Source organism: Lactobacillus sp. B4015, from assembly GCF_026536055.1.
GTDB lineage: Bacteria > Bacillota > Bacilli > Lactobacillales > Lactobacillaceae > Lactobacillus > Lactobacillus panisapium.
The window spans coordinates 16,613-38,982 of record NZ_JAFNOY010000001.1 but is presented as its reverse complement, the minus strand read 5'-3'; the positions used below and the strand labels follow the sequence as shown (position 1 = coordinate 38,982).

The 22,370-nt window shown below is 38.4% G+C and carries 27 protein-coding genes, 1 other RNA gene and 1 other annotated feature; of the genes, 26 read left to right on the top strand and 2 right to left on the bottom strand.

Annotated elements, in window-relative coordinates; genetic code table 11:
• The first annotated feature begins 11 nt into the window (after positions 1-11).
• The 23 genes from pstB to tsaD all read left to right on the top strand — a co-directional run bounded on the left by pstB (position 12) and on the right by tsaD (position 16,594).
• Positions 12-767: a phosphate ABC transporter ATP-binding protein PstB gene (gene pstB / locus J3U71_RS00210; RefSeq protein WP_103752456.1), complete on the top strand. Its 756-nt coding sequence runs from the start codon at positions 12-14 to the stop codon at positions 765-767.
• 15 nt (positions 768-782) lie between these two features.
• Positions 783-1,529 (top strand): phosphate signaling complex protein PhoU, encoded by a 747-nt coding sequence (gene phoU, locus J3U71_RS00205; RefSeq protein WP_267392280.1) that lies wholly within the window; start codon positions 783-785, stop codon positions 1,527-1,529.
• Positions 1,530-1,562: 33 nt separating this feature from the next.
• Positions 1,563-1,687 (top strand) — a sequence feature (ribosomal protein L10 leader region).
• 36 nt (positions 1,688-1,723) lie between these two features.
• A complete protein-coding gene (gene rplJ, locus J3U71_RS00200) occupies positions 1,724-2,233 on the top strand; it encodes a 50S ribosomal protein L10 (RefSeq protein WP_103752458.1) in 510 nt (169 codons plus the stop codon).
• A 48-nt stretch (positions 2,234-2,281) separates the two neighbouring features.
• Positions 2,282-2,647: a 50S ribosomal protein L7/L12 gene (gene rplL / locus J3U71_RS00195; protein ID WP_220268316.1), complete on the top strand. Its 366-nt coding sequence runs from the start codon at positions 2,282-2,284 to the stop codon at positions 2,645-2,647.
• Between the two features lie 665 nt (positions 2,648-3,312).
• Positions 3,313-4,215 carry a C39 family peptidase gene (locus tag J3U71_RS00190; RefSeq protein ID WP_267392277.1) on the top strand — a complete coding sequence of 301 codons (903 nt, stop codon included), beginning with the start codon at positions 3,313-3,315 and terminating at the stop codon, positions 4,213-4,215.
• 80 nt (positions 4,216-4,295) lie between these two features.
• Positions 4,296-5,288 (top strand): C40 family peptidase, encoded by a 993-nt coding sequence (locus J3U71_RS00185; RefSeq protein ID WP_267392276.1) that lies wholly within the window; start codon positions 4,296-4,298, stop codon positions 5,286-5,288.
• Positions 5,289-5,424: 136 nt separating this feature from the next.
• On the top strand, positions 5,425-6,045 hold the full coding sequence (locus tag J3U71_RS00180; RefSeq protein WP_267392275.1) for a class I SAM-dependent methyltransferase: 621 nt from the start codon (positions 5,425-5,427) through the stop codon (positions 6,043-6,045).
• A complete protein-coding gene (tadA, locus tag J3U71_RS00175; protein WP_267392274.1) occupies positions 6,045-6,575 on the top strand; it encodes a tRNA adenosine(34) deaminase TadA in 531 nt (176 codons plus the stop codon). The genes J3U71_RS00180 and tadA overlap by 1 nt, the downstream gene beginning before the upstream one ends.
• 25 nt (positions 6,576-6,600) lie before the next feature.
• Positions 6,601-6,700: signal recognition particle sRNA small type (ffs, locus tag J3U71_RS00170), an RNA gene on the top strand.
• 53 nt (positions 6,701-6,753) lie between these two features.
• Complete coding sequence (gene dnaX, locus J3U71_RS00165) at positions 6,754-8,568, top strand: DNA polymerase III subunit gamma/tau (RefSeq protein WP_267392273.1); 1,815 nt, start codon at positions 6,754-6,756, stop codon at positions 8,566-8,568.
• 18 nt (positions 8,569-8,586) lie between these two features.
• Entirely contained in the window at positions 8,587-8,916 is a 330-nt protein-coding gene (locus tag J3U71_RS00160; RefSeq protein WP_103752466.1) for a YbaB/EbfC family nucleoid-associated protein, read from the top strand.
• On the top strand, positions 8,917-9,516 hold the full coding sequence (gene recR, locus J3U71_RS00155; protein ID WP_103752467.1) for a recombination mediator RecR: 600 nt from the start codon (positions 8,917-8,919) through the stop codon (positions 9,514-9,516). It begins immediately after the preceding gene.
• On the top strand, positions 9,516-9,746 hold the full coding sequence (locus J3U71_RS00150) for a YaaL family protein (protein ID WP_103752468.1): 231 nt from the start codon (positions 9,516-9,518) through the stop codon (positions 9,744-9,746). The genes recR and J3U71_RS00150 overlap by 1 nt, the downstream gene beginning before the upstream one ends.
• 103 nt (positions 9,747-9,849) lie before the next feature.
• Positions 9,850-10,497, top strand: coding sequence for a dTMP kinase (gene tmk, locus J3U71_RS00145; RefSeq protein WP_103752469.1), 648 nt, complete (start codon positions 9,850-9,852; stop codon positions 10,495-10,497).
• A 6-nt stretch (positions 10,498-10,503) separates the two neighbouring features.
• A complete protein-coding gene (locus tag J3U71_RS00140; protein ID WP_103752470.1) occupies positions 10,504-10,827 on the top strand; it encodes a cyclic-di-AMP receptor in 324 nt (107 codons plus the stop codon).
• Positions 10,827-11,687: a DNA polymerase III subunit delta gene (locus J3U71_RS00135; protein ID WP_220232181.1), complete on the top strand. Its 861-nt coding sequence runs from the start codon at positions 10,827-10,829 to the stop codon at positions 11,685-11,687. The genes J3U71_RS00140 and J3U71_RS00135 overlap by 1 nt, the downstream gene beginning before the upstream one ends.
• Positions 11,688-11,695: 8 nt before the next feature.
• A complete protein-coding gene (gene yabA / locus J3U71_RS00130) occupies positions 11,696-12,034 on the top strand; it encodes a DNA replication initiation control protein YabA (protein WP_103752472.1) in 339 nt (112 codons plus the stop codon).
• A gap of 12 nt (positions 12,035-12,046) precedes the next feature.
• Positions 12,047-12,901, top strand: a complete 855-nt coding sequence (gene rsmI / locus J3U71_RS00125) for a 16S rRNA (cytidine(1402)-2'-O)-methyltransferase (RefSeq protein ID WP_267392271.1) — start codon at positions 12,047-12,049, stop codon at positions 12,899-12,901.
• 14 nt (positions 12,902-12,915) lie between these two features.
• Complete coding sequence (locus tag J3U71_RS00120) at positions 12,916-13,653, top strand: acyl-[acyl-carrier-protein] thioesterase (protein WP_267392269.1); 738 nt, start codon at positions 12,916-12,918, stop codon at positions 13,651-13,653.
• 52 nt (positions 13,654-13,705) lie between these two features.
• Positions 13,706-14,224 carry a folate family ECF transporter S component gene (locus tag J3U71_RS00115; protein ID WP_267392267.1) on the top strand — a complete coding sequence of 173 codons (519 nt, stop codon included), beginning with the start codon at positions 13,706-13,708 and terminating at the stop codon, positions 14,222-14,224.
• Positions 14,225-14,251: 27 nt separating this feature from the next.
• Complete coding sequence (gene tsaB / locus J3U71_RS00110) at positions 14,252-14,992, top strand: tRNA (adenosine(37)-N6)-threonylcarbamoyltransferase complex dimerization subunit type 1 TsaB (RefSeq protein WP_267392265.1); 741 nt, start codon at positions 14,252-14,254, stop codon at positions 14,990-14,992.
• A gap of 34 nt (positions 14,993-15,026) precedes the next feature.
• A complete protein-coding gene (gene rimI, locus J3U71_RS00105) occupies positions 15,027-15,542 on the top strand; it encodes a ribosomal protein S18-alanine N-acetyltransferase (RefSeq protein WP_267392264.1) in 516 nt (171 codons plus the stop codon).
• A gap of 2 nt (positions 15,543-15,544) precedes the next feature.
• Positions 15,545-16,594 carry a tRNA (adenosine(37)-N6)-threonylcarbamoyltransferase complex transferase subunit TsaD gene (gene tsaD / locus J3U71_RS00100; RefSeq protein ID WP_220219988.1) on the top strand — a complete coding sequence of 350 codons (1,050 nt, stop codon included), beginning with the start codon at positions 15,545-15,547 and terminating at the stop codon, positions 16,592-16,594.
• Positions 16,595-16,628: 34 nt separating this feature from the next.
• Here the strand turns inward: tsaD and J3U71_RS00095 are convergent, their stop codons facing one another.
• A complete protein-coding gene (locus J3U71_RS00095; RefSeq protein WP_267392262.1) occupies positions 16,629-17,033 on the bottom strand; it encodes a GNAT family N-acetyltransferase in 405 nt (134 codons plus the stop codon).
• Between the two features lie 336 nt (positions 17,034-17,369).
• Entirely contained in the window at positions 17,370-19,295 is a 1,926-nt protein-coding gene (locus J3U71_RS00090; protein ID WP_267392260.1) for an ABC-F family ATP-binding cassette domain-containing protein, read from the bottom strand.
• 313 nt (positions 19,296-19,608) lie between these two features.
• Here J3U71_RS00090 and J3U71_RS00085 point away from each other — a divergent pair, with 313 nt between their 5' ends.
• The 3 genes from J3U71_RS00085 (at position 19,609) to groL (ending at position 22,364) form a co-directional block, all read left to right on the top strand.
• The gene (locus J3U71_RS00085) at positions 19,609-20,250 is read left to right on the top strand and encodes a redox-sensing transcriptional repressor Rex (RefSeq protein WP_103752480.1); all 642 of its coding nucleotides are present in this window, start codon (positions 19,609-19,611) and stop codon (positions 20,248-20,250) included.
• 181 nt (positions 20,251-20,431) lie between these two features.
• Positions 20,432-20,716, top strand: a complete 285-nt coding sequence (gene groES, locus J3U71_RS00080) for a co-chaperone GroES (RefSeq protein ID WP_103752481.1) — start codon at positions 20,432-20,434, stop codon at positions 20,714-20,716.
• Positions 20,717-20,732: 16 nt separating this feature from the next.
• Positions 20,733-22,364 (top strand): chaperonin GroEL, encoded by a 1,632-nt coding sequence (gene groL, locus J3U71_RS00075; protein WP_103752482.1) that lies wholly within the window; start codon positions 20,733-20,735, stop codon positions 22,362-22,364.
• Positions 22,365-22,370: the final 6 nt, after the last annotated feature.

Sequence of the window (22,370 nt, the reverse complement as noted above, 5' to 3'; positions counted from 1 at the left end):
GGAGCGGTAAAATGACAAATATCATGGAAGCCGAGAACGTTAAATTAAGTTACGGCGATTTTGAAGCATTGCACGGAATTACGCTTGCTTTTCCAACTAAGAAACTGACGGCACTGATAGGCCCATCGGGTTGTGGTAAGTCAACTTTTTTACGGTGCTTGAACCGGATGAATGATGATATTGAAAATATTAAGATCACTGGCAAAATTTTGCTGGAAGGGCAAGATATTTATCGAACTCATTTGGATTTAGTGGCTTTAAGAAAAAAAGTAGGCATGGTTTTTCAACAACCAACACCGTTTCCGTTTTCGGTGTTTGATAATGTTGCTTATGGCTTGCGTGTCGCTGGCGTCAAAGACAAAGAGCTGATTGAACAGCGAGTAGAAGAAAGCTTGAAACAAGCAGCCATTTGGGAGGAAACCAAAGATAGCTTGCAACGAAATGCTCTTGCATTTTCTGGTGGACAGCAGCAGCGAATCTGTATTGCGCGCGCTTTAGCGGTAAGACCAGAAGTGGTTTTACTCGATGAGCCTACTTCGGCACTAGACCCAATTTCCAGCTCAGAAATTGAGGAAACCTTGATGGGGTTAAAGAAAAAATATACCTTTATCATGGTTACGCACAATTTGCAGCAAGCCAGTCGGGTATCTGATCAAGTTGCTTTTTTAATGAATGGTGAATTGATTGAATCTGGTACAACTGAGCAAATGTTCCTGGCCCCAGAAAAGGAAATAACTAGTAATTATCTTAACGGCCGTTTTGGCTAATTATGGAGGTGGATTATGCACGAAATATTTTTAGACGAACTGAAAAAGCTAAACACGCAATTTATGGAAATGGGTGTCCAAGTTAATGATTTAATTGATCAGGGAACCCGGTCATTCGTCGATCACGATAAAAAGATGGCGCAGGAAATGATTGAAGAAGATAAGGTTGTAGCCAAAGAAGCAATTAAGATTGAGAAAAAAGCACTCGACTTAATGGCATTGCAACAACCTGTTGCTACAGATTTTCGGGTTGTAATTAGTATTTTAAAGGCTACAACTGATTTGGAAAGAATCGGTGAAAATGCCAATAGCATTGCGGTTGAAACTGTTCGCGTTAAAGGAAACCCGCGAATTTCCGAAGTTGAAAAACTCATTTCTGGCATGACTCATCAAGTTCGGACAATGTTAATTCAAGTTTTGACCGCCTATGTTCAAGATGATGAAAAGACTGCTCGGTCAATGCTTAATGGACATGAAGATGTTTACCAAGATTACCGCAAAGCCCGGCAAATGATTATTGATGGTGTTGAGCAAGATCCAAATGTTGCCGTTGCCTCAGCCAGTTACTTTGTCATTATTAGATTGTTAGAGCGGATTAGCGATCACATTGTCAACTTAGCAAGTTGGGTAATTTACAAATCATCCGGTGAACTTTTTGAATTAATTAGTGCTGATAAGAAAAAAACACAAGTGAAAAAAAAGGCAAAAACTGCTAAGGCTAAAGAAACGACTAAGAAAAATAGCAAGACTAAAAATAAATAATTGTATTGCAATTAAATATTAATCCTGTTATAGTTATTAAAGTAAATTCTACCTAAGACTCGGGTGGCACAACGCCTTAATTTCCCGCCGAGGCCGGAAGATAATGAAGATTCTAATGCTCCATGTCTTGCTTGGCATGGAGTTTTTTAAGGCCTTATGGAATTTATTAATGAATTTTATGGAGGTGAATTCGATTGAGTAAAGCTGCTATTGCTGAAAAAGAAAAGTTTGTTGACGCATTTGCTGAAGAACTTAAATCTGCAAAAGCTATCTTAGTAATTAATTACCTTGGTTTGACTGTTGAAGAAGTTACTAACATGCGTAAGGAACTTCGTGAAAACGACGTTAAGATGAAGGTTGTTAAGAACACATACTTAAGACGTGCTGCTGCTAAGGCTGGCATTGAAGGTCTTGATGACGCTTTTGTTGGCCCTACTGCTGTTGTTTATACTGATAATGCTGATGACATCACAGAACCAGCTCGTATTGTTTCAAAATATGAAGATGATTTTGATGTAATCGACATTAAGGGTGGTATGCTAGAAGGCAAGTTGACTTCTAAAGAAGACATTAAGTCTCTTGCTGCTATTCCTGGACGCGAAGGCTTGCTATCAATGCTTGTTTCTGTATTACAAGCTCCTGTACGCAACGTCGCATACGCTGTTAAAGCTGTTGCTGATTCAAAAGATGAATCTGCTGAATAAAATATAGTAATTTATATCTAATAAAAATATTTCGGAGGATATATAAATATGGCTTTAGATACTGAAAAGATTATTGAAGACTTAAAGAATGCTTCAATTCTTGAATTAAATGACCTTGTAAAGGCTATTGAAGACGAATTTGGCGTTTCTGCTGCTGCTCCAGTTGCTGCTGCAGGTGCTGCTGGTGGTGACGCAGCTGCTAAGTCAAGCTACGATGTAGAATTGACTGAAGCTGGTCAAGAAAAGGTTAAGGTTATTAAGGTTGTCCGTGACATCACTGGACTTGGCCTTAAGGACTCAAAAGATCTTGTTGATGGCGCTCCTAAGAACGTTAAGGAAGGCGTTTCTGAAGACGAAGCTAACGACATTAAATCTAAGCTTGAAGAAGTTGGCGCTACTGTAACCTTGAAATAGTTACGGTCCAACTGGACAAGCTAAAAAAGACGCGTATCTGCGAATTGCAGATGCGCGTTTTTTGTATTAATAATTATTATTAAAATAGTCTGGAAAATAGTCTGGACGTAAATCAGATGCATTAATCCAACATTCTCTTCTATTTGGTAACTTAACTAATCAAGTCTTTCGCCAAGCTTTATCAGGATAATAAAATTGGTCTCTTGTCATTGAAGATAGCAGATTGATTATTGCTTTTCTCTTTTTTCTTTGCCATACCCAGTATCTAAGGTAATATTCTTGTCCACCTCCAATTGTATTAGCACCAGTCCTTTTTTTAATTTTTTTAAATAATTTGTTGTTATCATAGGTTGTATTATGATCAATAATAAAGCCGATAAAAAATAAGAACTAGCACAATTAGTACAAGTAAAATGATGTGAAGTAATAAATCTATATTTATGTATATATGTATATCATCAATAGTTGTTTTCATCCTAATATTTCTCCTTAAACGGTATTTATTTAAAAGTGTTTAACTAATGTTTATAAATAACTATAAATAATAGAGCAAATAAATCAATTTGAGTAACAGGCAAAATTACGTTTTTTATTTACATAGCTACAATTTCTATTGGTCATACTTTATAATGTAAGTAATTTAGATAAATAGAAAGCGTAAACAAATGAAAAAAGGATTTTGGTTACTATTATTAACAGCAATTACGACGTTTGAGTTTAGTACGGCTAACTCTGTAATTGCCGCAACAAATGAGCCTCAGGCGCCAAAAACGCAAGTAGTTGCTAATAAAACGCAAAAAAACCAAGCTAATTTAAGTTCAAAGTCATCTAAAACTTTAGAAGGCTGGGTAACGGAAAATGGTGCAACATCTTATTATCAAGATGGCAAAAAGGTAACTGGACAAATTAAAATCGGTAATTCATATTATTTGTTCGATAAAAACGGTCAGCGGTTGAGTGGTGTAAGAAAGACACCACATAAAGCAAGTTACAGTTATTATTTAGATGATGGCAAAAGAAGCGAGACGTCTATTGCAACACCTAAAACCCAATATTTGATTAAAAACGGCAAAATTATTGGTGTAAAAAACAAGGCAGCTGCGATATCGCAGAGACCACAATTACCAACTGGATGTGAAATGACGGCTGTAACAATGATGCTTAATTTTGCAGGTGTTCCTGTTTCGAAAACTGAAGTTGCCAATTTAACACCGAGAAGCAGTAATCCAAATAAAGGGTTTATCGGCTCACCATATAAAAAATATCCAGCAGGATATTGGGTAGCGCCTAATGGTATTAAAGGAGTTGTTAAAAAATATCTTGGAACGGCAAAAGTAATGACTGGGACAAGTTTAACAGCAATAAAGAATAAGCTTTTGCGCTCACATTTAGTCGTCGTTTGGGTTAGTGGCATTGATGGTTTTTCCAATCACGCATTAACGTTAACTGGATATTATAAGAAACGACTTTATTACAATGATCCATGGACTGGAAAAAAAGCATCAATTAATACAAGTAATTTTATTAAACATTGGCGTGGTGATGGTTATCGGGCATTAAGTTATTAAAACCATAGCTTATAAATACTTAATTTATGATATGATAGGTTTTGGAAAATGTTAGAGTAATGAAATAAAAAGAGGAAAAAATGAAAAATAAAAGACGTATTTTTGCCAGCCTAGCCGCCATTTTTTTAGTAGCAAACATGACTACAAGTACTGTGATGGCGGCGGATATTGAAAATGCCAATAATCAGCCGTCCGCAACGCAGTCAAACAATAATCAGGAAACTAACAAAGAGACTGAGTTTAAGCAGTTAGCAACTAAGTATAAATGGACTGCGGGTGACAACATCACTGATCAGGTTATGCTAAATACACCAGAAAAAAGAACGGTTTATTTACAAAAGTGGAACGGCAAAAAATACGTTAATTGCCAAACTTTTACAACTGATGAAACCGGTAGTTTTAAGTTAACTTTTCCTTCTAACTGGTATCGTAAATTGAAGACAACTTGGCGTTTATATGCTCCTGCAACAAATGATGCAACTGCAGCGACAAGTGATAAAATTACGATTTTGACAGTTCGCCGTTATCAAATTCCAGCTAAATATCGCCAATTGCATATGAAAGATCTCCACATTAAAGGCTTTTACTCAAGTCCCCTTGATAAAAGCCTCAATTATGCTTCAACTAGAGAGGATTACGTAAAGGCATTTATTAAGCGCGGATATCAGTATAAGAAGGCGAAAACTGCGTGGGTTAATTTCACGACTAAACAGCCAGGTACTTCCGTTGATTGCTCTGGATTGGTTATGCAATGCATGTACGCAACCGGAATTGATCCGTCGCCAGCTAATCCACGGTGGCATGCAACACATGAATGGGGTTGCCGTTCCTTCGTTAAAAGCAAGACTTTGCAAACAGTGAGTTTAAAGCACTTAAAACGCGGAGATTTGATTTTCTATGGTCGGCCAAAGCCAGCTTGCTATCATATCGGGATTTACCTTGGTAAAAATAAAGTTCTTCATTCTTGGCCAGGAGCTGGGGTAACGGTTTGGCCAGCTAACTTTAAACGGTATTACTATGCTAAACGGGTTTTCCCAATAACTAAAACCGTTAGTGTTCATGAAAAAAATTAAAAATTAGCTAGTTTGCTTAGGCGTAGAACCATAAGTCAACTAGTTTTTTTATTATTGATCAAGTAAACCTGTTTGCAAAAAGCGTTGTGTTCGCTAAAATTATCTAGAACAGACTGTTTTAGGAAACGAGAAAATTATGACTGAGCAAAAAAATCAAATGTATTATGCGGCTAATCCAACTACGGAGCATGATGAACACGTAGTTGACTATCATGTTGCTGGAATAGACCTAAAATTCACAACTGATGCAGGTGTTTTTTCAAAAATGCGGGTTGACTATGGTTCAGGCGTTTTAATTAAGCAGATGGCCCAAGTTTCTTTTCCCGCCAAAGGAATTTTAGATGTCGGAGCAGGTTATGGTCCTTTGGGCCTTTTTGCTGCGAAATTTTGGCCAGAGCAAACCGTGGAGATGACCGATGTCAATGAGCGCGGTTTGGCGCTAGCAAAGAGAAATGCCACCATGAATCAAATAAGCAATGTGGCAATTTATCAGTCTAATGTTTATGAGAAGATAGCAGATGACAAAAAATTTGGGCTAATTGTGACTAATCCACCAATTCGTGCTGGTAAAAGTGTTGTTACCAGTATCTTATCGGGTGCTAAAAATCACCTGGTTAAAGATGGCAAAATTCTTGTTGTCATCCAAAAAAAGCAGGGTGAGCCAAGCGCACGTAAGCTTTTAAAAGCCACTTTTGGCAATTGCACTATCTTAGACCGGGACAAGGGTTACTATATTTTGCAGGCGGTGAATAATTAATGTCTTTTTCGAGTGAAGAAAAGAAAAAGTACATGCAATTAGCCTTTGAGCAGGCGAATAAAGCGCAAGAAAAAGGTGAAGTTCCGATTGGTGCAATTTTGGTGGATCCAGATGGTCGAGTTATTGGTAGAGGGTATAATCGGCGCGAACTCGATCAAGATGCTACGCAACATGCCGAAATGATGGCAATTAGACAGGGATGCACTGAGCTAAATACTTGGCGATTAATCGATTGTAGCTTGTTTGTCACGCTCGAACCGTGCCCAATGTGTGCTGGAGCAATTATCAATTCCAGAATAAAAAACGTCTACTTTGGCACCTTGGATCCCAAAGCTGGTGCGGCAGGCAGTGTGGTTGACTTGTTTAGCGTCAGTAAATTTAATCATCATCCCCAGGTTATTCGCGGCTTGTACCGCGAAGAAGCTAGTCAAATATTAAAGGATTTTTTCCGGGCAATTCGTCGTAAACAAAAATTAGCCAAAAAAGCTTTAAAAAATGAGCAGGAAATCGGAAAAGATTCCGCAAATTAGTGGAAAAATTTTGCAAAATAAGTTAGTATATCTATTGGGCAATGTTTGACCTCTGAAGCGTGTCAGGACCGGAAGGTAGCAGCACTAAGGTCGCTCAGGCATGTGCCTTTTATTAGACATTTACAAACTCTTAACTCTTTCGAAGAGTTAAGAGTTTTTTACTAGGAAAGAAATATTAATGGCTTATCAAGCGTTATACCGCAAATGGCGGCCGCGCACTTTTGACAGTGTTGTCGGCCAGGAAGATATTACCAATACTTTAAAAAATGCGATTAAGCGCGGCACTATTTCTCATGCTTTTCTTTTTGCAGGTCCGCGTGGTACCGGTAAGACATCTTGTGCTAAAATTTTTGCCAAGGCCTTAAACTGCACCAACTTGCAGGATGGCGAACCATGCAATCAGTGCGCAAATTGTCTTGCTGCCGATAAGGGTGCAATGTCAGATATTATGGAAATTGATGCTGCTTCTAATAATGGTGTCGATGAGATCCGGGAGATTCGTGATAAGGTCAAATATGCACCCACGCAGGGTAAATACAAAGTTTACATTATTGACGAGGTACATATGCTCTCGATGGGTGCCTTTAACGCTTTACTGAAGACGCTTGAAGAACCGCCAGAGCATGTGGTCTTTATCTTGGCAACTACCGAATTGCAAAAGGTGCCAGCGACGATTATTTCGCGAACACAACGTTATAATTTTAAACGTATTTCGCAGACTGACCTTGAGAAGCGAATGAAGTATATTCTAGATCAAGAAAAAATCAGCTATGACGACAAGGCGATTGCGGTCATTGCGCAAGTTGCCGATGGCGGAATGCGTGATGCGTTAAGCATCCTTGATCAACTGTTAAGTTATGAAAAAGATAAGGTCGAATACGATGCTGCGCTTGAAATAACTGGCTTTGCGGCCAAAGAAAAAATTGAGCAAATATTATTGGCGATTTTGGATAGAGACGCTGGCCAAGCCTTAACTTTGGCGCAGGCGGAGCTTAAAAATGGCGCTAGTTCAAAAAATATTTTGGATGAATTAATTGATATGGCAACGGCAGCTTTAATGATCGTTAAAGCTGGCAGTGACAATCAAAGCAATTTTCTAACAGAAGATTTTATTGCTAAAATTAAGGACGTGCCTGATCAGCGTTACTTCCAATTAATTGCTTCTGCCAATACCGCTTTGAATGATTTGCGGTATACTAACCAGCAGCAGATTCCGTTAGAGGTCTTTTTGGTTGAAAGTACGGATAGCCAGCAATTAAGTGTGCCAACTATTCAGGAAACTGAACCGGCTTCAGCATCTAATGATAATAAGCAAGCTAAAAACGGTTCTGACTTACAGGCCGAAGTTACGGCTTTAAAGAAGCAAATCGTTAGTTTAACGGAAAAGGTTACTCGTTTAGGTAAAAAACAAACAAGTAATAGTGACCGGATTTTTCATCTTGATAACGCAGTTTCTGGTGGCAAGATTGCTAAAGCTACGCAAGAAACTGCTAAAACTAAAAAGAAACCTAAGAAAGTCAGAAATAATAAGCATGCTGATGAACAAAATCGTAAACAGGTTTATCATGTGCTTGAAAATGCCACCAAGAAGGATTTGCAGGCAATTAAAGATGTTTGGCCTGACTTGCAGTCAGTTTTAGCTGTTTCGCAACGGGCACTGCTAGACGTTTTAGAACCAGTTGCTGCCAGTTCCGATCAGGTTGTAATGAAGTGTAAATATGCTTTGTGGTTTGAAAAAGCCAGTTCTGATGAGGATTTATTAGGTATACTGACGGATCAGATTGCTAAATTTACCAAGCGTGACTACCAAATTGTTTTGGTACCAGATAGCGATTGGTTTACGGTTCGCAAAGAATTTTTGCAAACACACCGTGAAGAAATGTTAAAGCGTAAACAGGACTCTAGTGCTGACAAACCAGCAGACGACAAGGAAAACGAGGTTGTTAAGAAAGCGAAAGACCTATTTGGTGATACAGTAAACGTAAAGGATTAGAATAAAGAGGAGAAAACAATGAGTAAAAGACCTAATTTTGGTGGAATGGGCGGCATGAATATGCAACAGATGATGAAGCAGGCTAAAAAGTTGCAGGAGCAAATGGCGCAAGAGCAAGAAAATATCACTGCGCAAGAATTTGTTGGCAAGTCTGCCGATGATTTAGTTGTTGCCACATTCAGCGGAGATCGTAAACTCAAGGGAATCGATATTAATAAAGAAGCAATTGATCCTGATGACCCAGATATGTTGCAAGATTTAATTATTGATGCGGTTAATAAAGGTTTGTCAGAAATTGATCAAGCAACTCAAGCAAGTTTAGGTAAATATACGAAGGGTATGATTTAATTGCAATATCCAGCACCAATTGCGCACTTAATTGATTCATATATGAAATTACCTGGTATTGGTGAAAAAACGGCTACACGTTTGGCTTTCTACACTTTGGATATGCCAGACACAGATGTTCATGATTTTAGTACTGCTCTTAATGAGGTAAAAGAAAAGCTTCACCGCTGCTCTATTTGCGGTAATATTACTGAACAGGATCCCTGCGTAATTTGTAGTAATCCAAGTCGTGAACAATCAACTATTATGGTTGTTGAGCAGCCCAAAGACGTCATGGCCTTTGAAGAAATGGGCGAGTACAGTGGCTTATATCATGTTCTGCACGGTGTTTTGTCACCAATGGATGGCATTGGTCCAGAAGAAATTAACATTAAGTCACTAATTGTTCGTTTACAAAAACAGGATAAAGTGAAAGAAGTAATTTTGGCATTGAATTCTACTCCGGAAGGTGAATCAACGGCAATGTATATCAGCAAGTTGATTAAGCCTGCTGGAATTAAGGTAACCCGTTTAGCTGCGGGACTTGCTGTGGGTAGTGATATTGAATACGCAAATTCAATTACGTTAAAACGTGCAGTGCAAGGGAGAACTTCGATCTAATGGCGCACAATCAAGTTAAAAAAATGGGCGATGAGTGGCTAACAGAAACGATTGAAAAATTGCAAGAAGAGATTGCAATTGAAAAAAATCTTAATTCTACCACGCTCGACATGTCAGAAGAAAATATTATTGCAAATGAAATTTTGTTAGCCAAATATGCTTTTTTGTATCAAGAAGCCCGTCACCGACATACAAGATTTAGTGGTTTTACCAATGCAATTTCAGAATAAAAAGCTCTTATTTAAGGGCTTTTTTATTTTCACTAAAAAGAAAAAGTACGTTGGGGTGTTCATATAGGACGAACTCTTGTAAAATAGACTCATGGAGAGTTTTATGAAGAGTTATTTTATTAGTTTCGAAGGGCCAGACGGGTCCGGTAAAAGCACAGTTTTAGAACAAGTGGTTGCCCAAATTGCACCACAATTGAAAACACAATATCTAGTGACTCGTGAACCAGGTGGTTCAGTAATCGCTGAAAAAATTCGGCAGTTTATTTTAGATCCTGCTAATGAAAAAATGAGTGCAAAAACTGAAGCATTATTGTATGCTGCTTCGCGAAGCCAACATATGAAGGAAACTATTATTCCTGCTTTAAAGGCTGGTAAAGTCATCTTTTCTGATCGCTTTGTCGATAGTTCTTTGGCCTACCAAGGGGCAGGCAGAGACCTAGGGATTGCGGCCGTGAAGCAGATTAATGAGTTTGCTACTAACGGGATTGAACCCAATTTGACCATCTTTTTGGATGTTAAGCCTCAAGTCGGGTTAGCGCGGATTTCTAAAGAGCGAGCTGGTCAAGAAGACCGTTTGGAGCAAGAAAAACTAGCTTTTCATCAAAAAGTTTACCAGGGTTACCAAGAAATTAATCAGAGCTATCCTGACCGGATCAAAGTCGTGGATGCCAATCAACCGGTTAATGATGTGGTAAAAGCATGTGTTAGAATTATTGAAAATTGTATACCAAGAGAATTGCTAAAGGACTGATTTAAAATGAAGTTGATAATTGCGATTGTTCAAAAAGAAGATGCTAACCGTTTGCAGCACGCTTTTGCCAAAGAAAGTATTCGTGCAACGAAATTAGCAACCACTGGTGGATTCTTAAGTGAAGGAAATACTACCTTTTTAATTGGAATTGAAGATAAATTTGTCAAAAAAGTAATGCGAATTATTAAGGGCGAATCACAGGGGCGTGAGGAATACTTAAACCCTAACTTGGCAATGACTGGCTTTGATGTCAGCAGTCAGCCCGTTAAGATTACCGTTGGGGGAGCAACCTGTTTTGTGCTATCAGTGGAAGAGTTTAAACAGTTTTAATGAAAATTGATATTTCACAAAGAGGCGTTAAGCAGGCCGAATTTTTACGGCATGCATTCGAACAAAAAAAATTAGCGCATAGCTACCTATTTGTCGATGCTAACGAATTGCAGGCTCTAAATACAGCATATTGGCTAGCCTGTCTATTTAATTGTACTGGTGAAAATAAGCCAGATGGTTCGTGTCAAAATTGCCAGCAAATTATTTCTGGCAATAATCCTGACGTCTTATTAGTTACAACTGAGGGCAAACAAAGCCTAGGGATTGATCAGATTCGTGTTTTAAAAGAAGAATTAGCCAAAAGTCCCGTGCAAAGCAGCGTCCGCTTTTTCATAATTAATGATGCACAAAAATTAACGCTATCTGCTGCTAATGCTCTGCTTAATTTGCTAGAAGAGCCCATTGCACCGGTGGTAACAATTCTGATTACTAATAATGCAGATCAAATATTACCGACCGTGCGGTCACGAACACAGATTATTAATTTTTCTGCTGGGCAAAAAGCTGATGGCAGGACGGCGGCTTTATTAGCAAATGGCTTTAACCAGGAAGAAATTGCTGAATTAGGTGATACAACCAACTTGGATAAAGCAGGTAAGTATTTTTACCAAGAAATGCTTGAATATAATTCTTTAGCACTTGTTAGCGCGCACAAGCTCGCTGATTTAGCTAAGGGGAAAGCGGAGCAAAATTATCTCTTGCTTTTGTTAAAAAAAATGGCTCAACAGGATTTAAATAATGGTAGCCAGCAGGCGGGGGCAAGAATGTTGAAGCATTTACTGGAAGTTGACAAGATGCGCTATAGCAATGTTGGTTTTCGCAATCTGCTTGATTATCTTGCTCTGCAATGGAAAAGGTAGGTGTTTTTATGGTAGATTCTTATTCAAAGTTAGAGCAGCTCCATGATTCAATGGTCAGTATGACCAAGACAATCGAGAGCTTAGAAAACAGTATTTTAGAAACGCTCAAAGAAAATACAGAGCTGAAAGTTGAAAATCAGTTATTACGTGAAAAAATGGATAAGATGAATAACGCACATAATAACGCAATCAAAACGCAGAGCGGTCTTGAGTCTTTACGCAAAATATATAATTCGGGCTATCATATTTGCAATATGTATTACGGCTCACACCGTGATCCAAGTTCGGATTGCATGTTTTGTTTGGATATTCTTGATAATTTTGGCGAAAAAAAGAAAGCACATTAAGGTAATGATATAATGCAGCGGCAAAGTAGTTATGCTCAAAATGAGGGGAAACTTTATTTAGTACCGACTCCGATTGGTAATTTGGAAGATATTACAATCAGGGCAAAAAGAATTCTGCAAGAAGCAGATTATATTGCGGCTGAGGATACTAGAACTAGTGGTATTCTGTTAGAAAAAATCGGTGTCCATAATCATATGCTGTCGTTTCATAAATATAATTCCAAAGAGCGCGCTCCGGAGTTAGTTAAATTAATGCAGGATGGGGCCATCATCGCTGAGATTAGTGATGCCGGAATGCCGGTTATTTCAGATCCCGGATTCGTATTGGTTCAGGAATGTATTAAAAATGATATCCCAGTTGTCCCGTTACCGGGGGCTTCGGCTTTCACAACTGCACTGATTGCTTCCGGTTTTGACGCGCAGCCTTTTACTTATTATGGTTTTTTACCGCGAAAAGCTGGAGAACAAAAACCGTATTTTGTTCAAATGGAACAAGCTCATGGCACCTCTATTTTTTATGAAGCACCGCACCGATTAGTTAAAACTTTAAGTAATATGGCAACTGTTTTTGCACCAGAACGTGAAATTGTTGCTGCCAGAGAGCTGACTAAAATTCACGAAGAATTTATTCGGGGAACTGTTCAAGAGGTAAGTCAATATTTTTCTGAAAACCAGCCACGAGGAGAATTCGTTATTTTGGTTTCGCCCAATACTGAGGAAACTGAGCAATTGTCTTGGCCTGAATTAATTGAACTCGTTGATGAGCGTGTTGATCAGGGAGAAAGCAAAAAATCTGCCATTAAAGAAGTTGCGCAGGCAAACCAAGTTTCTAAAAATGAATTATATGATCGTTATCATCAGAAATAATGGGGATGCAAAAAATGAAGTATAGTGAACAACATCAAGTAAATTTTTATGAATGTGATGAAAATCAGCATTTAAAAATACCCGCAATGATTGATCTAATGATGAGCGTGTCCGAGCATCAATTGGATAATGGTGCGGGTAGTACTGAAGAGTTGAATAAACGTGGACTCGGATGGGTAGTTACCCAATATCATATTGATATCAAGCGCTGGCCGAAACCAAATGAAAACATTACCTTATCAACTGATCCGGTTGGCTATAATCGTTTTTTGGAATATCGTGATTATTCGTTCAGTGATCAAGAAGGTAATGAATTGATCACTGCTCAGAGTGAATGGGTCTTATTTGACTTAGCTAAGCGGAAGCTAGTTTCGACAGACAAGGAAATGATGGCTAAAATTGGGGTTCCATTATTAAAGAAACTACCCCGTTTTCCGCGGATTCGGTTGCAAGAAGATTATCCAATTAAGAGACAGTACCGTGTTCGTTATGATGACCTAGATACTAATCATCATTTGACTAACGGTCATTACTTTAACTGGTTTATTGACACGCTTGATCGTGATTTTCTCAAAAATCATGTAGTCAGTGCAATTGACATTAAGTTTAATCTTGAAGTTCGTTACGGTCAAAAGCCGTTTGCCTGCGTAAAGCTGGTTGAAACTGATGATGAGATTAAGTCTTACCACACAATTGCCGATGAAGATAAAAAGGATAAAGCCGTTTGTGAACTAGCTTGGCGCAAGTTATAATGAGATAATGGTATACTATTACCAAGTTTATTAATGAAAGAAAGTGCTGCAAATGACTACAAAGGAAATGTTTAAGGTCGAATTGCGTGATCTAGTCCTTTTGGGATTTGTTGTTGCCATTAAAATTGTGCTAAGTCGGTTCACGATTGGTACAACAATTGTTCATATTGGTTTGGGCTTTATTGGTAGTGTTTTATTAGGTTATATGTTTGGTCCCGTTTGGGGTGCAGTCGGTGGCGGAATTAGCGATTTAGTTTCATCGGCCTTATTTGCTAACCAGGGGGGCTTTTTTATTGGCTTCACTTTAAGTGCTATGGTTGGCCCGCTTATTTACGGTTTAATTCTGTATAAAAAACCGGTAAAAATCTGGCGGATTATTTTCGCGACATTGCTGGTAACGGTAATAGTTAACTTAGGGATGAATACTTTATGGTTGCATTTTTTGTATGGCATGGACTTTAAAGTGGCTTTGATTCAGCGAGTTCCTAAAGAAGCAATTGCACCTTGGCTGGAAATGATTATTACCTACTTTGTTTTACGGGCTCTTTCTCGTGTTAAAATTAGAAGGTAGTTTTGAGAAAGGGATAAATGATCTGAAATGAAAATTTTAAGTGTATCAACAGCAACTAATCAGTTAAGTGTAGCTTTAAATGAAGATACTACTGTGATGGTTGAAAAAAGTGAACACGATAAGCGAAATCATAGTGAACACCTTGATCCGTTAATTGCTGAAATTTTAACCGAGAATCACCTTAAGCTCAAAGACATTGACCGCTTTGCAGTGGCAATTGGACCAGGCTCTTATACAGGATTACGGATTGGGGTTACAACAATTAAGATGTTTGCCAGCATTTTGGCCAAACAAGCAGTTGGTGTATCAACTATGAAGGCTTTAGCGGTAAATTGTCAAGACACAGATACGTTGATTGTAGCAGGTATTGATGCCCGAAATGACAATTTTTTTGCAGGGGCTTATTTAAGAGAAAATGGTCAATTAGTTAATATTATCGAAGACGGTCACTATCATATTGATAAATTACTAAAAGCCGTTAAGGATTATGCTCTAGCTCATAAACTGGAAAAGGTGGTCTTTGTCGGGACGGGCTTTGAAAAGCAAGAAGAAGCTATCAATAAGTTAGATTTACCGGTTAGTTTTGGTACTGATGAGCAAAATGTAATCCATGCAGGAGTTATCGGCAAATTGGCAATTGATGAGCAGCCTGTTGAGCCAGATCAGTTGCTACCAAGGTATTTGCGGCGTACGCAAGCCGAAGTAGATTGGCATAAGAAAACTGGCAAGCCGTTTGAAGCAGACAGTAACTATGTGGAAGAGGTTTAAGCAATTTTGCCATTTTTCTCGCGTAGGCAATAAATTGGTTCAACCTACATTTAGACCGTTTATGTTTACACTAGATAAACATGTTTTGCAGGTAATGCGTGCTAAAGAAAGTGATATTGCCAACCTTCTTTTTTTAGAGACTAAAACTTACGAAGGTCGTACGCCGTGGGCAGCTGAAATTTTTCAACTTGAATTGCAAAAAAAGGACTCTTTATATTTAGTCGTCTACCATAAGACGGCACTGATTGCGGTCATTGGGATGAGGCTAAATTTGGTTGAAGCACATATAACCAATCTTGCTGTTGATCCCGCCTGGCAGAAAAAGGGTCTAGGTACTTATTTGATGCAATTAATGATTGATTATGCTCGCAAATTAAGATGTCATTCGATTTCTTTAGAAGTTCGGATTGATAACGAAGTGGCTAAAAAGTTGTATCAAGGTCTTGGCTTTACCGTTAATTTTGTTAGACCAAATTATTACCAAGATTTACATAAAGATGGGTTAAACATGGTGCATACTTTGGCACCTGATGATAAAGAAAGTGATTAGTTTTGGACAGTAAAAAAGATATCCGTATTTTAGCTTATGAAAGTTCATGTGATGAAACTTCGACTTCAGTGGTTAAAAATGGCCGTGAAGTGGAAAGTTTAATTGTGGCTACTCAGATTAAGAGTCACCAACGTTTCGGCGGGGTGGTTCCCGAAGTTGCGAGTCGCCATCACATTGAAGTAATCAGCCAGATTACGAAAGAAGCGTTGCAAAAAGCAAATGCAACTTGGAATGATATTGATGCGATTGCTGTCACTTATGGTCCAGGACTAGTTGGTGCGCTACTTATTGGTGTTAGCGCAGCAAAAGCGGCCTCAATGGCAACGGGCATTCCTTTGATTGGTGTTGATCATATAATGGGGCATATTATGGCGGCACAGTTAACTGCTGAGATTGAATACCCAGCGCTTGCACTGCAAGTTTCTGGTGGTCATACTGAAATCGTCTTATTGAAAGATCCGACTCATTTTGAAATTGTTGGTGATACCCGTGATGATGCTGCCGGTGAGGCTTATGATAAAATTGGCCGTGTTTTAGGCGTGAATTATCCAGCTGGTAAAACGATTGATGAATGGGCTCACCAGGGTAATGACACTTTTCATTTTCCCCGTGCAATGATGGAAGATGATGATTATGATTTTTCTTTTTCCGGTTTAAAGAGTGCCTTTATCAACACTTGTCACCATGCTGACCAAATTCACCAAGAATTAAATAAATTTGATTTAGCCGCAAGTTTTCAGGCTGCCGTTGTTGATGTTTTGGCACATAAAACCATCCGAGCAATTAAACAGTATCAGCCACGTACCTTTATAATGGGTGGCGGTGTTGCAGCGAATCGAGGATTGCGGGAGCGGATGGAGGAAGAAATTGCTAATTTACCTCATAACATCAAGCCGAAAGTAATCTTGCCGGACTTAAAGCTCTGCGGTGATAATGCGGCGATGATCGGTGCTGCAGCTTACAACTTATACCAAGATCATCAATTTGCAGACTTGACTTTAAATGCTGATCCGTCATTAGAATTGCCGTATGCTGACAGTATGTTAAATTAAAAGGGCTGACCATAAATGGTCAACCCTTTTTAGTTTAAAATTCTTGATAAAAAGCAACTAGCTGCCCTTGATCGCACGATCTAAAACCACATTTTTCATAGAAAAAGCGTGTTTCTGGTTCGTCAATAGTCAAGAGTACTTTTTGCCGAACTGCTTGAAACTTAGTAAGAACCAACTTGACTAAGTGTGTGCCAATACCTTGTTTTTGGTATGATGGCTGAACAAGCAAATCTTGGATGTAGATAATTGAGACACCATCACCAACAACGCGAATTAGTCCGACAAGTTTGTTTTCATTAATTGCTGCAATGGTTAGTAGCGAGTTGTTAATCGCTGCCTCTAGCTCAGTTGGGTTTTTGGTGTATGCGGTCCAACCAACGCTGTTATACAAATTAATTAATTGCTTTTGGTTAATATTTTGTGTTGTAATGTACTTCATTTTTATCCTCCTCAATTTATTTAAAATTTGGGAGTATAACGTAATTTTTCCATTGAGACACCTTCTTTGAATTGAGTTAATGCAATTATAAATGAAATAAGTTAAATAGCAATAAGTGCTGAACTGTTTTTAAAATAAAATTGAATAAAACTAGGTATATTGCTAGTTAAACACAGAAGATGGGGCAAGCTATGCTAGTTTACGTTAATTTAGATTATCATGGTTAAATTTTAATAGGCGGTGATGCAGCAGAATGCATTTCTGGTCGTGCCGTTTGGCTGTTAACATAAGAAAAAATCCTAATTCTTTCTTGCGAATTGAATTAGGATTTTTTTATTAATTGAATTCATCTAAATCTGTTAATGCTGTTTCCCAGTCATTATTGGCTTGCTCCAAATCAGTTTGAACATTGGTTAATTCTTCTTGTAAGGGACCAAGTTTATCAAAATTTGTCGCAATTTCTGGGTTAGCCATTTCCGTTTGAATTTGCTCTTGCTTTTGTTCAAGCTGATCAATCTTGGTTTCGATCTCTTCAACTTGACGCTCAAGCTTACGTTTTTGGGAGTCTCTTTGCTTTTGTTCTTGATATGACAACTTATTAGTTTTTGGCTCTGCACTGCCAGTTTCATTCTCATTCGTAGAAACTTCAGCCGTAGCATCAGCAGCAAACTTATTTTTCTCGTCTAAATAATAAGTGTAGTCACCCTCATAGACTTTGGCATGCTTTTCTTTGATTTCGACAATTTTATTGGAAAGCTGATTGATAAAATACCGATCGTGTGAGACAAAGAGCAGTGTGCCGTCAAAATGCTGTAACGCTTGTTCCAAAACTTCCTTTGCTTCTAGGTCTAAGTGGTTCGTGGGCTCGTCCATTAGTAAAAAGTTGTTGTGCTCAAGCGACAAGACCGTCAAAGTTAACCGGGCTTTTTGGCCACCGGAAAGCTGCCCAACAGTTTTATCAATATCTTTGGCGGTAAAGAGAAAACTTGCCAGAATTGATCTAACATCCCGTTCAGGCATTGTTTTGTGACGGTCCCAAACGGTATCAATCACTGTTTTGCTAGGATCGAGCAGTTGGAGTTCTTGATCATAGTAGCCGATATCAAGCGAAGCACCATACTTAATTGAGCCACCTTTAGGCTGTAAGTCCTTCATAATCGTTTTTAATAAAGTTGATTTACCAATGCCATTGGCACCAATAATAGCAACACGATCACCTTTGTTAACTTGCAGTGAAATGTCTTGAACCATTGTCTTAGTCGGGTAGCCAATCGTTAGATCCCGTAAGATTAATACTTCTTTACCTGAGGGTCTTTCACTTTTGAACTTAATCCGTACCTTATTTTTGTGCTTAGGTGGCGTGATTCGTTCCATTTTCTCAAGTTGCTTGCGCCTGCTTTGCGCTCTTTTAGTCGTTTTTGCCCGAACTAAATTCTTTTGAATAAATTCCTCGTCTTTTTTAATTTTTTCTTGCTGCCGTTCGTAAGCTTCTTCTTGTTGCTGATCACGTTGCTTTCGCTGGGCAACATAATCGGAATAGTTTCCTTTAAAAGCTGTTAGTTTGCCAAATTGTAATTCAAAAATTTGGTTAGCAAGATGATCTAAAAAGTACTGGTCGTGAGAGACAACTAAAATTGCTCCGGAATATGTTTTAAGAAAACCTTCTAGCCAGTCAAGTGTGTCTAAATCTAAATAGTTGGTCGGCTCATCGAGTAAAAGTAGCGGTGGCTTGCGTAAAAGCAGTTTGACAAAGGCAAGCCGAGTTTTTTCACCACCAGAAAGATCAACAATAATTTTAGTCCAAGTCTTTTCGGGGAAGTTAAAACCATTCAAAATACTTTTAATATCCGCCTGATAGGTATATCCACCTTGTTGTTCAAAATCAAATTGCAACTGGTCATATTGTTTTAAAAGTTGCTTATCTTCCGGATGTTCGGCAATTGCTTGTTGCAAGTCGCGGATTTTTTGTCCTTTTGCAATTAATGGCGCAAAAACGGTCAGCATTTCATCCCAAATGCTCTTACTTTCATCTAAGCCATTTTCCTGCGCGATATAACCCACATCGATCCCTTTATTAATGGTAAATTCGCCGTGGGTAGCTTCTTCTTCACCCGTCATAATTTTTAGGAGTGTGGTTTTACCAACTCCATTTGGTCCTACAAGGCCAATTCTTGCATTTGAATCAATCGAGAAATTAACGTGATTGAATAGCGTATTGGCACCAAATTGTTTTTCTAAATCGTGTCCTTGTGCAATTATCATATTTTTCACCTAAAGTCTATTTTAGCATATGTGGCAAGACTGCTGGCAATTGCATGAGAAATAAGCCTTTTTTAAGTAAAATTATTTTTTCATCAGTAGTAAATTGATTACGAGTATTTGCTCAGTTATTTACAAATAATTTTTTAATTACCATGTAAAGCGGGTTAATTAACAGTAAAATCGTGTTTTGTGATTGTGTTAGATTGTGAAAAAACATTTGCAAATATCAGTAAGTTATAGGTAAAATAATATTAATTGATGAGTGAATTCACAAAAAAGCTCACTAGTGATATTAAGTTGGAGGCTTTTTAAAATGGAAAAAATAAAAATACCTACAGCGACAGCGAAGAGACTGCCGCTTTACTATCGTTACCTAATTATCCTGAATGAAGCTGGTAAAGAAAAAGTTTCATCTACTGAATTATCAGAAGCAGTTCAGGTTGATAGTGCATCAATCCGTCGTGATTTTTCATATTTTGGTGCTTTGGGTAAGCGTGGGTATGGCTATGATGTCAAAAGTCTCCTATCCTTTTTTAAAAAGATTTTAAATCAAGATACTTTAACTAATGTTGCATTAGTTGGTGTAGGTAATTTGGGACACGCCTTGCTGAACTATAACTTCAAACGAAGCAATAACATCCGAATTTCCTGTGCTTTTGATATTAATCCTAAAATTACGGGCAAAATTTTGAGTGGCGTTCCTGTTTATGAAATGAGTGAATTGCAAAAGCAGCTGAGTGACCAACAGATCACCATCGCTATTTTGACAGTGCCGTCAGATTCTGCACAAAAAACAGCGGATGACATGGTCGAAGCTGGCATTAAGGGCATTATGAACTTTACGCCAATTCGGTTATCAGCTCCAACCGGGGTTAGAATTCAAAATGTTGACTTGGCGACTGAATTACAAACCCTCATTTATTTCCTTGATTCGGATAAAGATAAGAATAGATAAATATATAAAGCCGCCGCTGCAATGGCTAAAGAAAATTAGCACTTTAAGTAAAAAAGTGCTAATTTTTTCTTGCTTTTTTTATTAAAAGGGGGTATTATCATATTTGTAAGTTAGCACTTGGTTAATAAGAGTGCTAACAAATAACAAAAATGATTTTAAATTAAAATTAGGAGGGACAAACGTGTTACAACCAATTGGTGATCGCGTGATCGTAAAAGTTAAAGAAGAAGAAGAAAAGACTGTAGGCGGAATCGTCCTTGCTTCAAATGCTAAAGAAAAGCCAACAGAAGGTGAAGTTGTTGCTGTCGGTGAAGGCAGTTATGCAGAAAACGGCAACAAGATCCCAATGTCAGTTGAAAAGGGCGACGTTGTTCTATATGACAAGTATTCTGGCACTAACGTTGAATACGAAGGTGAAAAATTCTTAGTCCTTCATGAAAAAGATATTTTGGCAGTGGTTAAGTAATTAAGGAGCGAAAATTATGGCAAAAGATATTAAATTCTCAGAAAAAGCAAGACGTTCCCTATTAAAGGGTGTTGATAAGTTAGCTGATACTGTTAAGGCAACAATCGGTCCTAAAGGTAGAAACGTTGTCTTAGAGCAATCTTACGGCAATCCTGAAATTACTAACGATGGTGTTACCATTGCTAAGTCAATTGAATTAAAAGACCACTACGAAAACATGGGTGCTAAGCTAGTTGCCGAAGCTGCACAAAAGACTAACGACATTGCTGGTGACGGTACCACTACTGCAGTTGTGTTAACTCAAGCAATCATCCGTGAAGGAATGAAGAACGTAACTGCTGGTGCTAACCCTGTAGGTGTTCGTCGCGGAATTGAAAAAGCTACCAAGGCTGTTGTTGATGAATTACATAAAGTAAGTCACACTGTTTCTTCAAAAGATCAAATTGCGCAAGTTGCTTCAGTTTCATCTGCTTCAAAAGAAGTTGGTGACTTAATCGCTGATGCAATGGAAAAAGTTGGTAACGATGGTGTTATCACAATTGAAGACTCACGTGGTATTGAAACTGAATTATCAGTAGTTGAAGGTATGCAATTCGATCGTGGTTACTTATCACAATACATGGTAACTGACAACGACAAGATGGAAGCAGATTTGGACAACCCATATGTTTTAATTACTGACAAGAAGATTTCTAACATTCAAGACATCTTGCCATTATTGCAAGAGATTGTTCAACAAGGTAAATCATTATTGATTATCGCTGACGATGTTTCTGGTGAAGCACTTCCTACTTTAGTATTGAACAAGATTCGTGGTACTTTCAACGTTGTTGCTGTTAAGGCCCCAGGCTTTGGTGACCGTCGTAAAGAACAATTACAAGATATTGCCGCTCTTACTGGTGGTACAGTTATTACCGAAGATCTTGGTCTTGAATTAAAGGACACAACGATTGATCAATTAGGTAAAGCACGTCGCATCACTGTTACTAAGGACTCAACGACTATTGTTGATGGTGCTGGTTCAGACGAAGCAATTAAAGAACGTGAAGACTCAATCAGAAGTCAAATCGAAGAAACAACTTCAGACTTTGACAAGAAGAAGTTGCAAGAACGTCTTGCTAAATTAACTGGTGGTGTAGCTGTTATTCATGTTGGTGCTGCTACTGAAACTGAGTTAAAAGAACGTCGCTACCGGATTGAAGATGCTTTGAACTCAACTCGTGCCGCTGTTGACGAAGGCTACGTAGCTGGTGGTGGTACTGCATTAGTTGACGTTATCAAGAACGTTGAAGACCTTAAAGGCGACAATGCTGATGAGCAAACTGGTATCAACATCGTTTTACGTGCATTGACTGCTCCAGTACGTCAAATTGCTGAAAACGCTGGTGAAGATGGTTCAGTTATCTTGAACAAATTACAAAGTCAAGACCCTGAAGTTGGTTACAACGCTGCTAATGGCGAATGGGAGAACATGGTTGAATCTGGTATTATTGACCCAACTAAGGTTACCCGTACTGCACTTCAAAACGCTGCTTCAATTGCTGCATTATTATTAACAACTGAAGCTGTTGTTGCTGATATTCCAGAAGACAAACCAGTAGCTGATCCTAATGCTGCCGCTGGTGCCGGTGCTCCAGGAATGATGTAATTTTAA

Excerpts from the sequence above, each read along its gene's own strand:
- tmk (WP_103752469.1), top strand. The coding sequence starts at position 9,850 with ATGAAGAGTTATTTTATTAGTTTCGAAGGGCCAGACGGGTCCGGTAAA.
- J3U71_RS00120 (WP_267392269.1), top strand. The coding sequence starts at position 12,916 with ATGAAGTATAGTGAACAACATCAAGTAAATTTTTATGAATGTGATGAA.
- rsmI (WP_267392271.1), top strand. The coding sequence starts at position 12,047 with ATGCAGCGGCAAAGTAGTTATGCTCAAAATGAGGGGAAACTTTATTTA.
- J3U71_RS00160 (WP_103752466.1), top strand. The coding sequence starts at position 8,587 with ATGAGTAAAAGACCTAATTTTGGTGGAATGGGCGGCATGAATATGCAA.
- tsaB (WP_267392265.1), top strand. The coding sequence starts at position 14,252 with ATGAAAATTTTAAGTGTATCAACAGCAACTAATCAGTTAAGTGTAGCT.
- J3U71_RS00150 (WP_103752468.1), top strand. The coding sequence starts at position 9,516 with ATGGCGCACAATCAAGTTAAAAAAATGGGCGATGAGTGGCTAACAGAA.
- J3U71_RS00140 (WP_103752470.1), top strand. The coding sequence starts at position 10,504 with ATGAAGTTGATAATTGCGATTGTTCAAAAAGAAGATGCTAACCGTTTG.
- yabA (WP_103752472.1), top strand. The coding sequence starts at position 11,696 with ATGGTAGATTCTTATTCAAAGTTAGAGCAGCTCCATGATTCAATGGTC.
- J3U71_RS00180 (WP_267392275.1), top strand. The coding sequence starts at position 5,425 with ATGACTGAGCAAAAAAATCAAATGTATTATGCGGCTAATCCAACTACG.
- J3U71_RS00095 (WP_267392262.1), bottom strand. The coding sequence starts at position 17,033 with ATGAAGTACATTACAACACAAAATATTAACCAAAAGCAATTAATTAAT.
- dnaX (WP_267392273.1), top strand. The coding sequence starts at position 6,754 with ATGGCTTATCAAGCGTTATACCGCAAATGGCGGCCGCGCACTTTTGAC.
- groL (WP_103752482.1), top strand. The coding sequence starts at position 20,733 with ATGGCAAAAGATATTAAATTCTCAGAAAAAGCAAGACGTTCCCTATTA.
- J3U71_RS00185 (WP_267392276.1), top strand. The coding sequence starts at position 4,296 with ATGAAAAATAAAAGACGTATTTTTGCCAGCCTAGCCGCCATTTTTTTA.
- phoU (WP_267392280.1), top strand. The coding sequence starts at position 783 with ATGCACGAAATATTTTTAGACGAACTGAAAAAGCTAAACACGCAATTT.
- J3U71_RS00135 (WP_220232181.1), top strand. The coding sequence starts at position 10,827 with ATGAAAATTGATATTTCACAAAGAGGCGTTAAGCAGGCCGAATTTTTA.
- tadA (WP_267392274.1), top strand. The coding sequence starts at position 6,045 with ATGTCTTTTTCGAGTGAAGAAAAGAAAAAGTACATGCAATTAGCCTTT.
- J3U71_RS00085 (WP_103752480.1), top strand. The coding sequence starts at position 19,609 with ATGGAAAAAATAAAAATACCTACAGCGACAGCGAAGAGACTGCCGCTT.
- rplL (WP_220268316.1), top strand. The coding sequence starts at position 2,282 with ATGGCTTTAGATACTGAAAAGATTATTGAAGACTTAAAGAATGCTTCA.
- J3U71_RS00090 (WP_267392260.1), bottom strand. The coding sequence starts at position 19,295 with ATGATAATTGCACAAGGACACGATTTAGAAAAACAATTTGGTGCCAAT.
- pstB (WP_103752456.1), top strand. The coding sequence starts at position 12 with ATGACAAATATCATGGAAGCCGAGAACGTTAAATTAAGTTACGGCGAT.
- J3U71_RS00115 (WP_267392267.1), top strand. The coding sequence starts at position 13,706 with ATGACTACAAAGGAAATGTTTAAGGTCGAATTGCGTGATCTAGTCCTT.
- J3U71_RS00190 (WP_267392277.1), top strand. The coding sequence starts at position 3,313 with ATGAAAAAAGGATTTTGGTTACTATTATTAACAGCAATTACGACGTTT.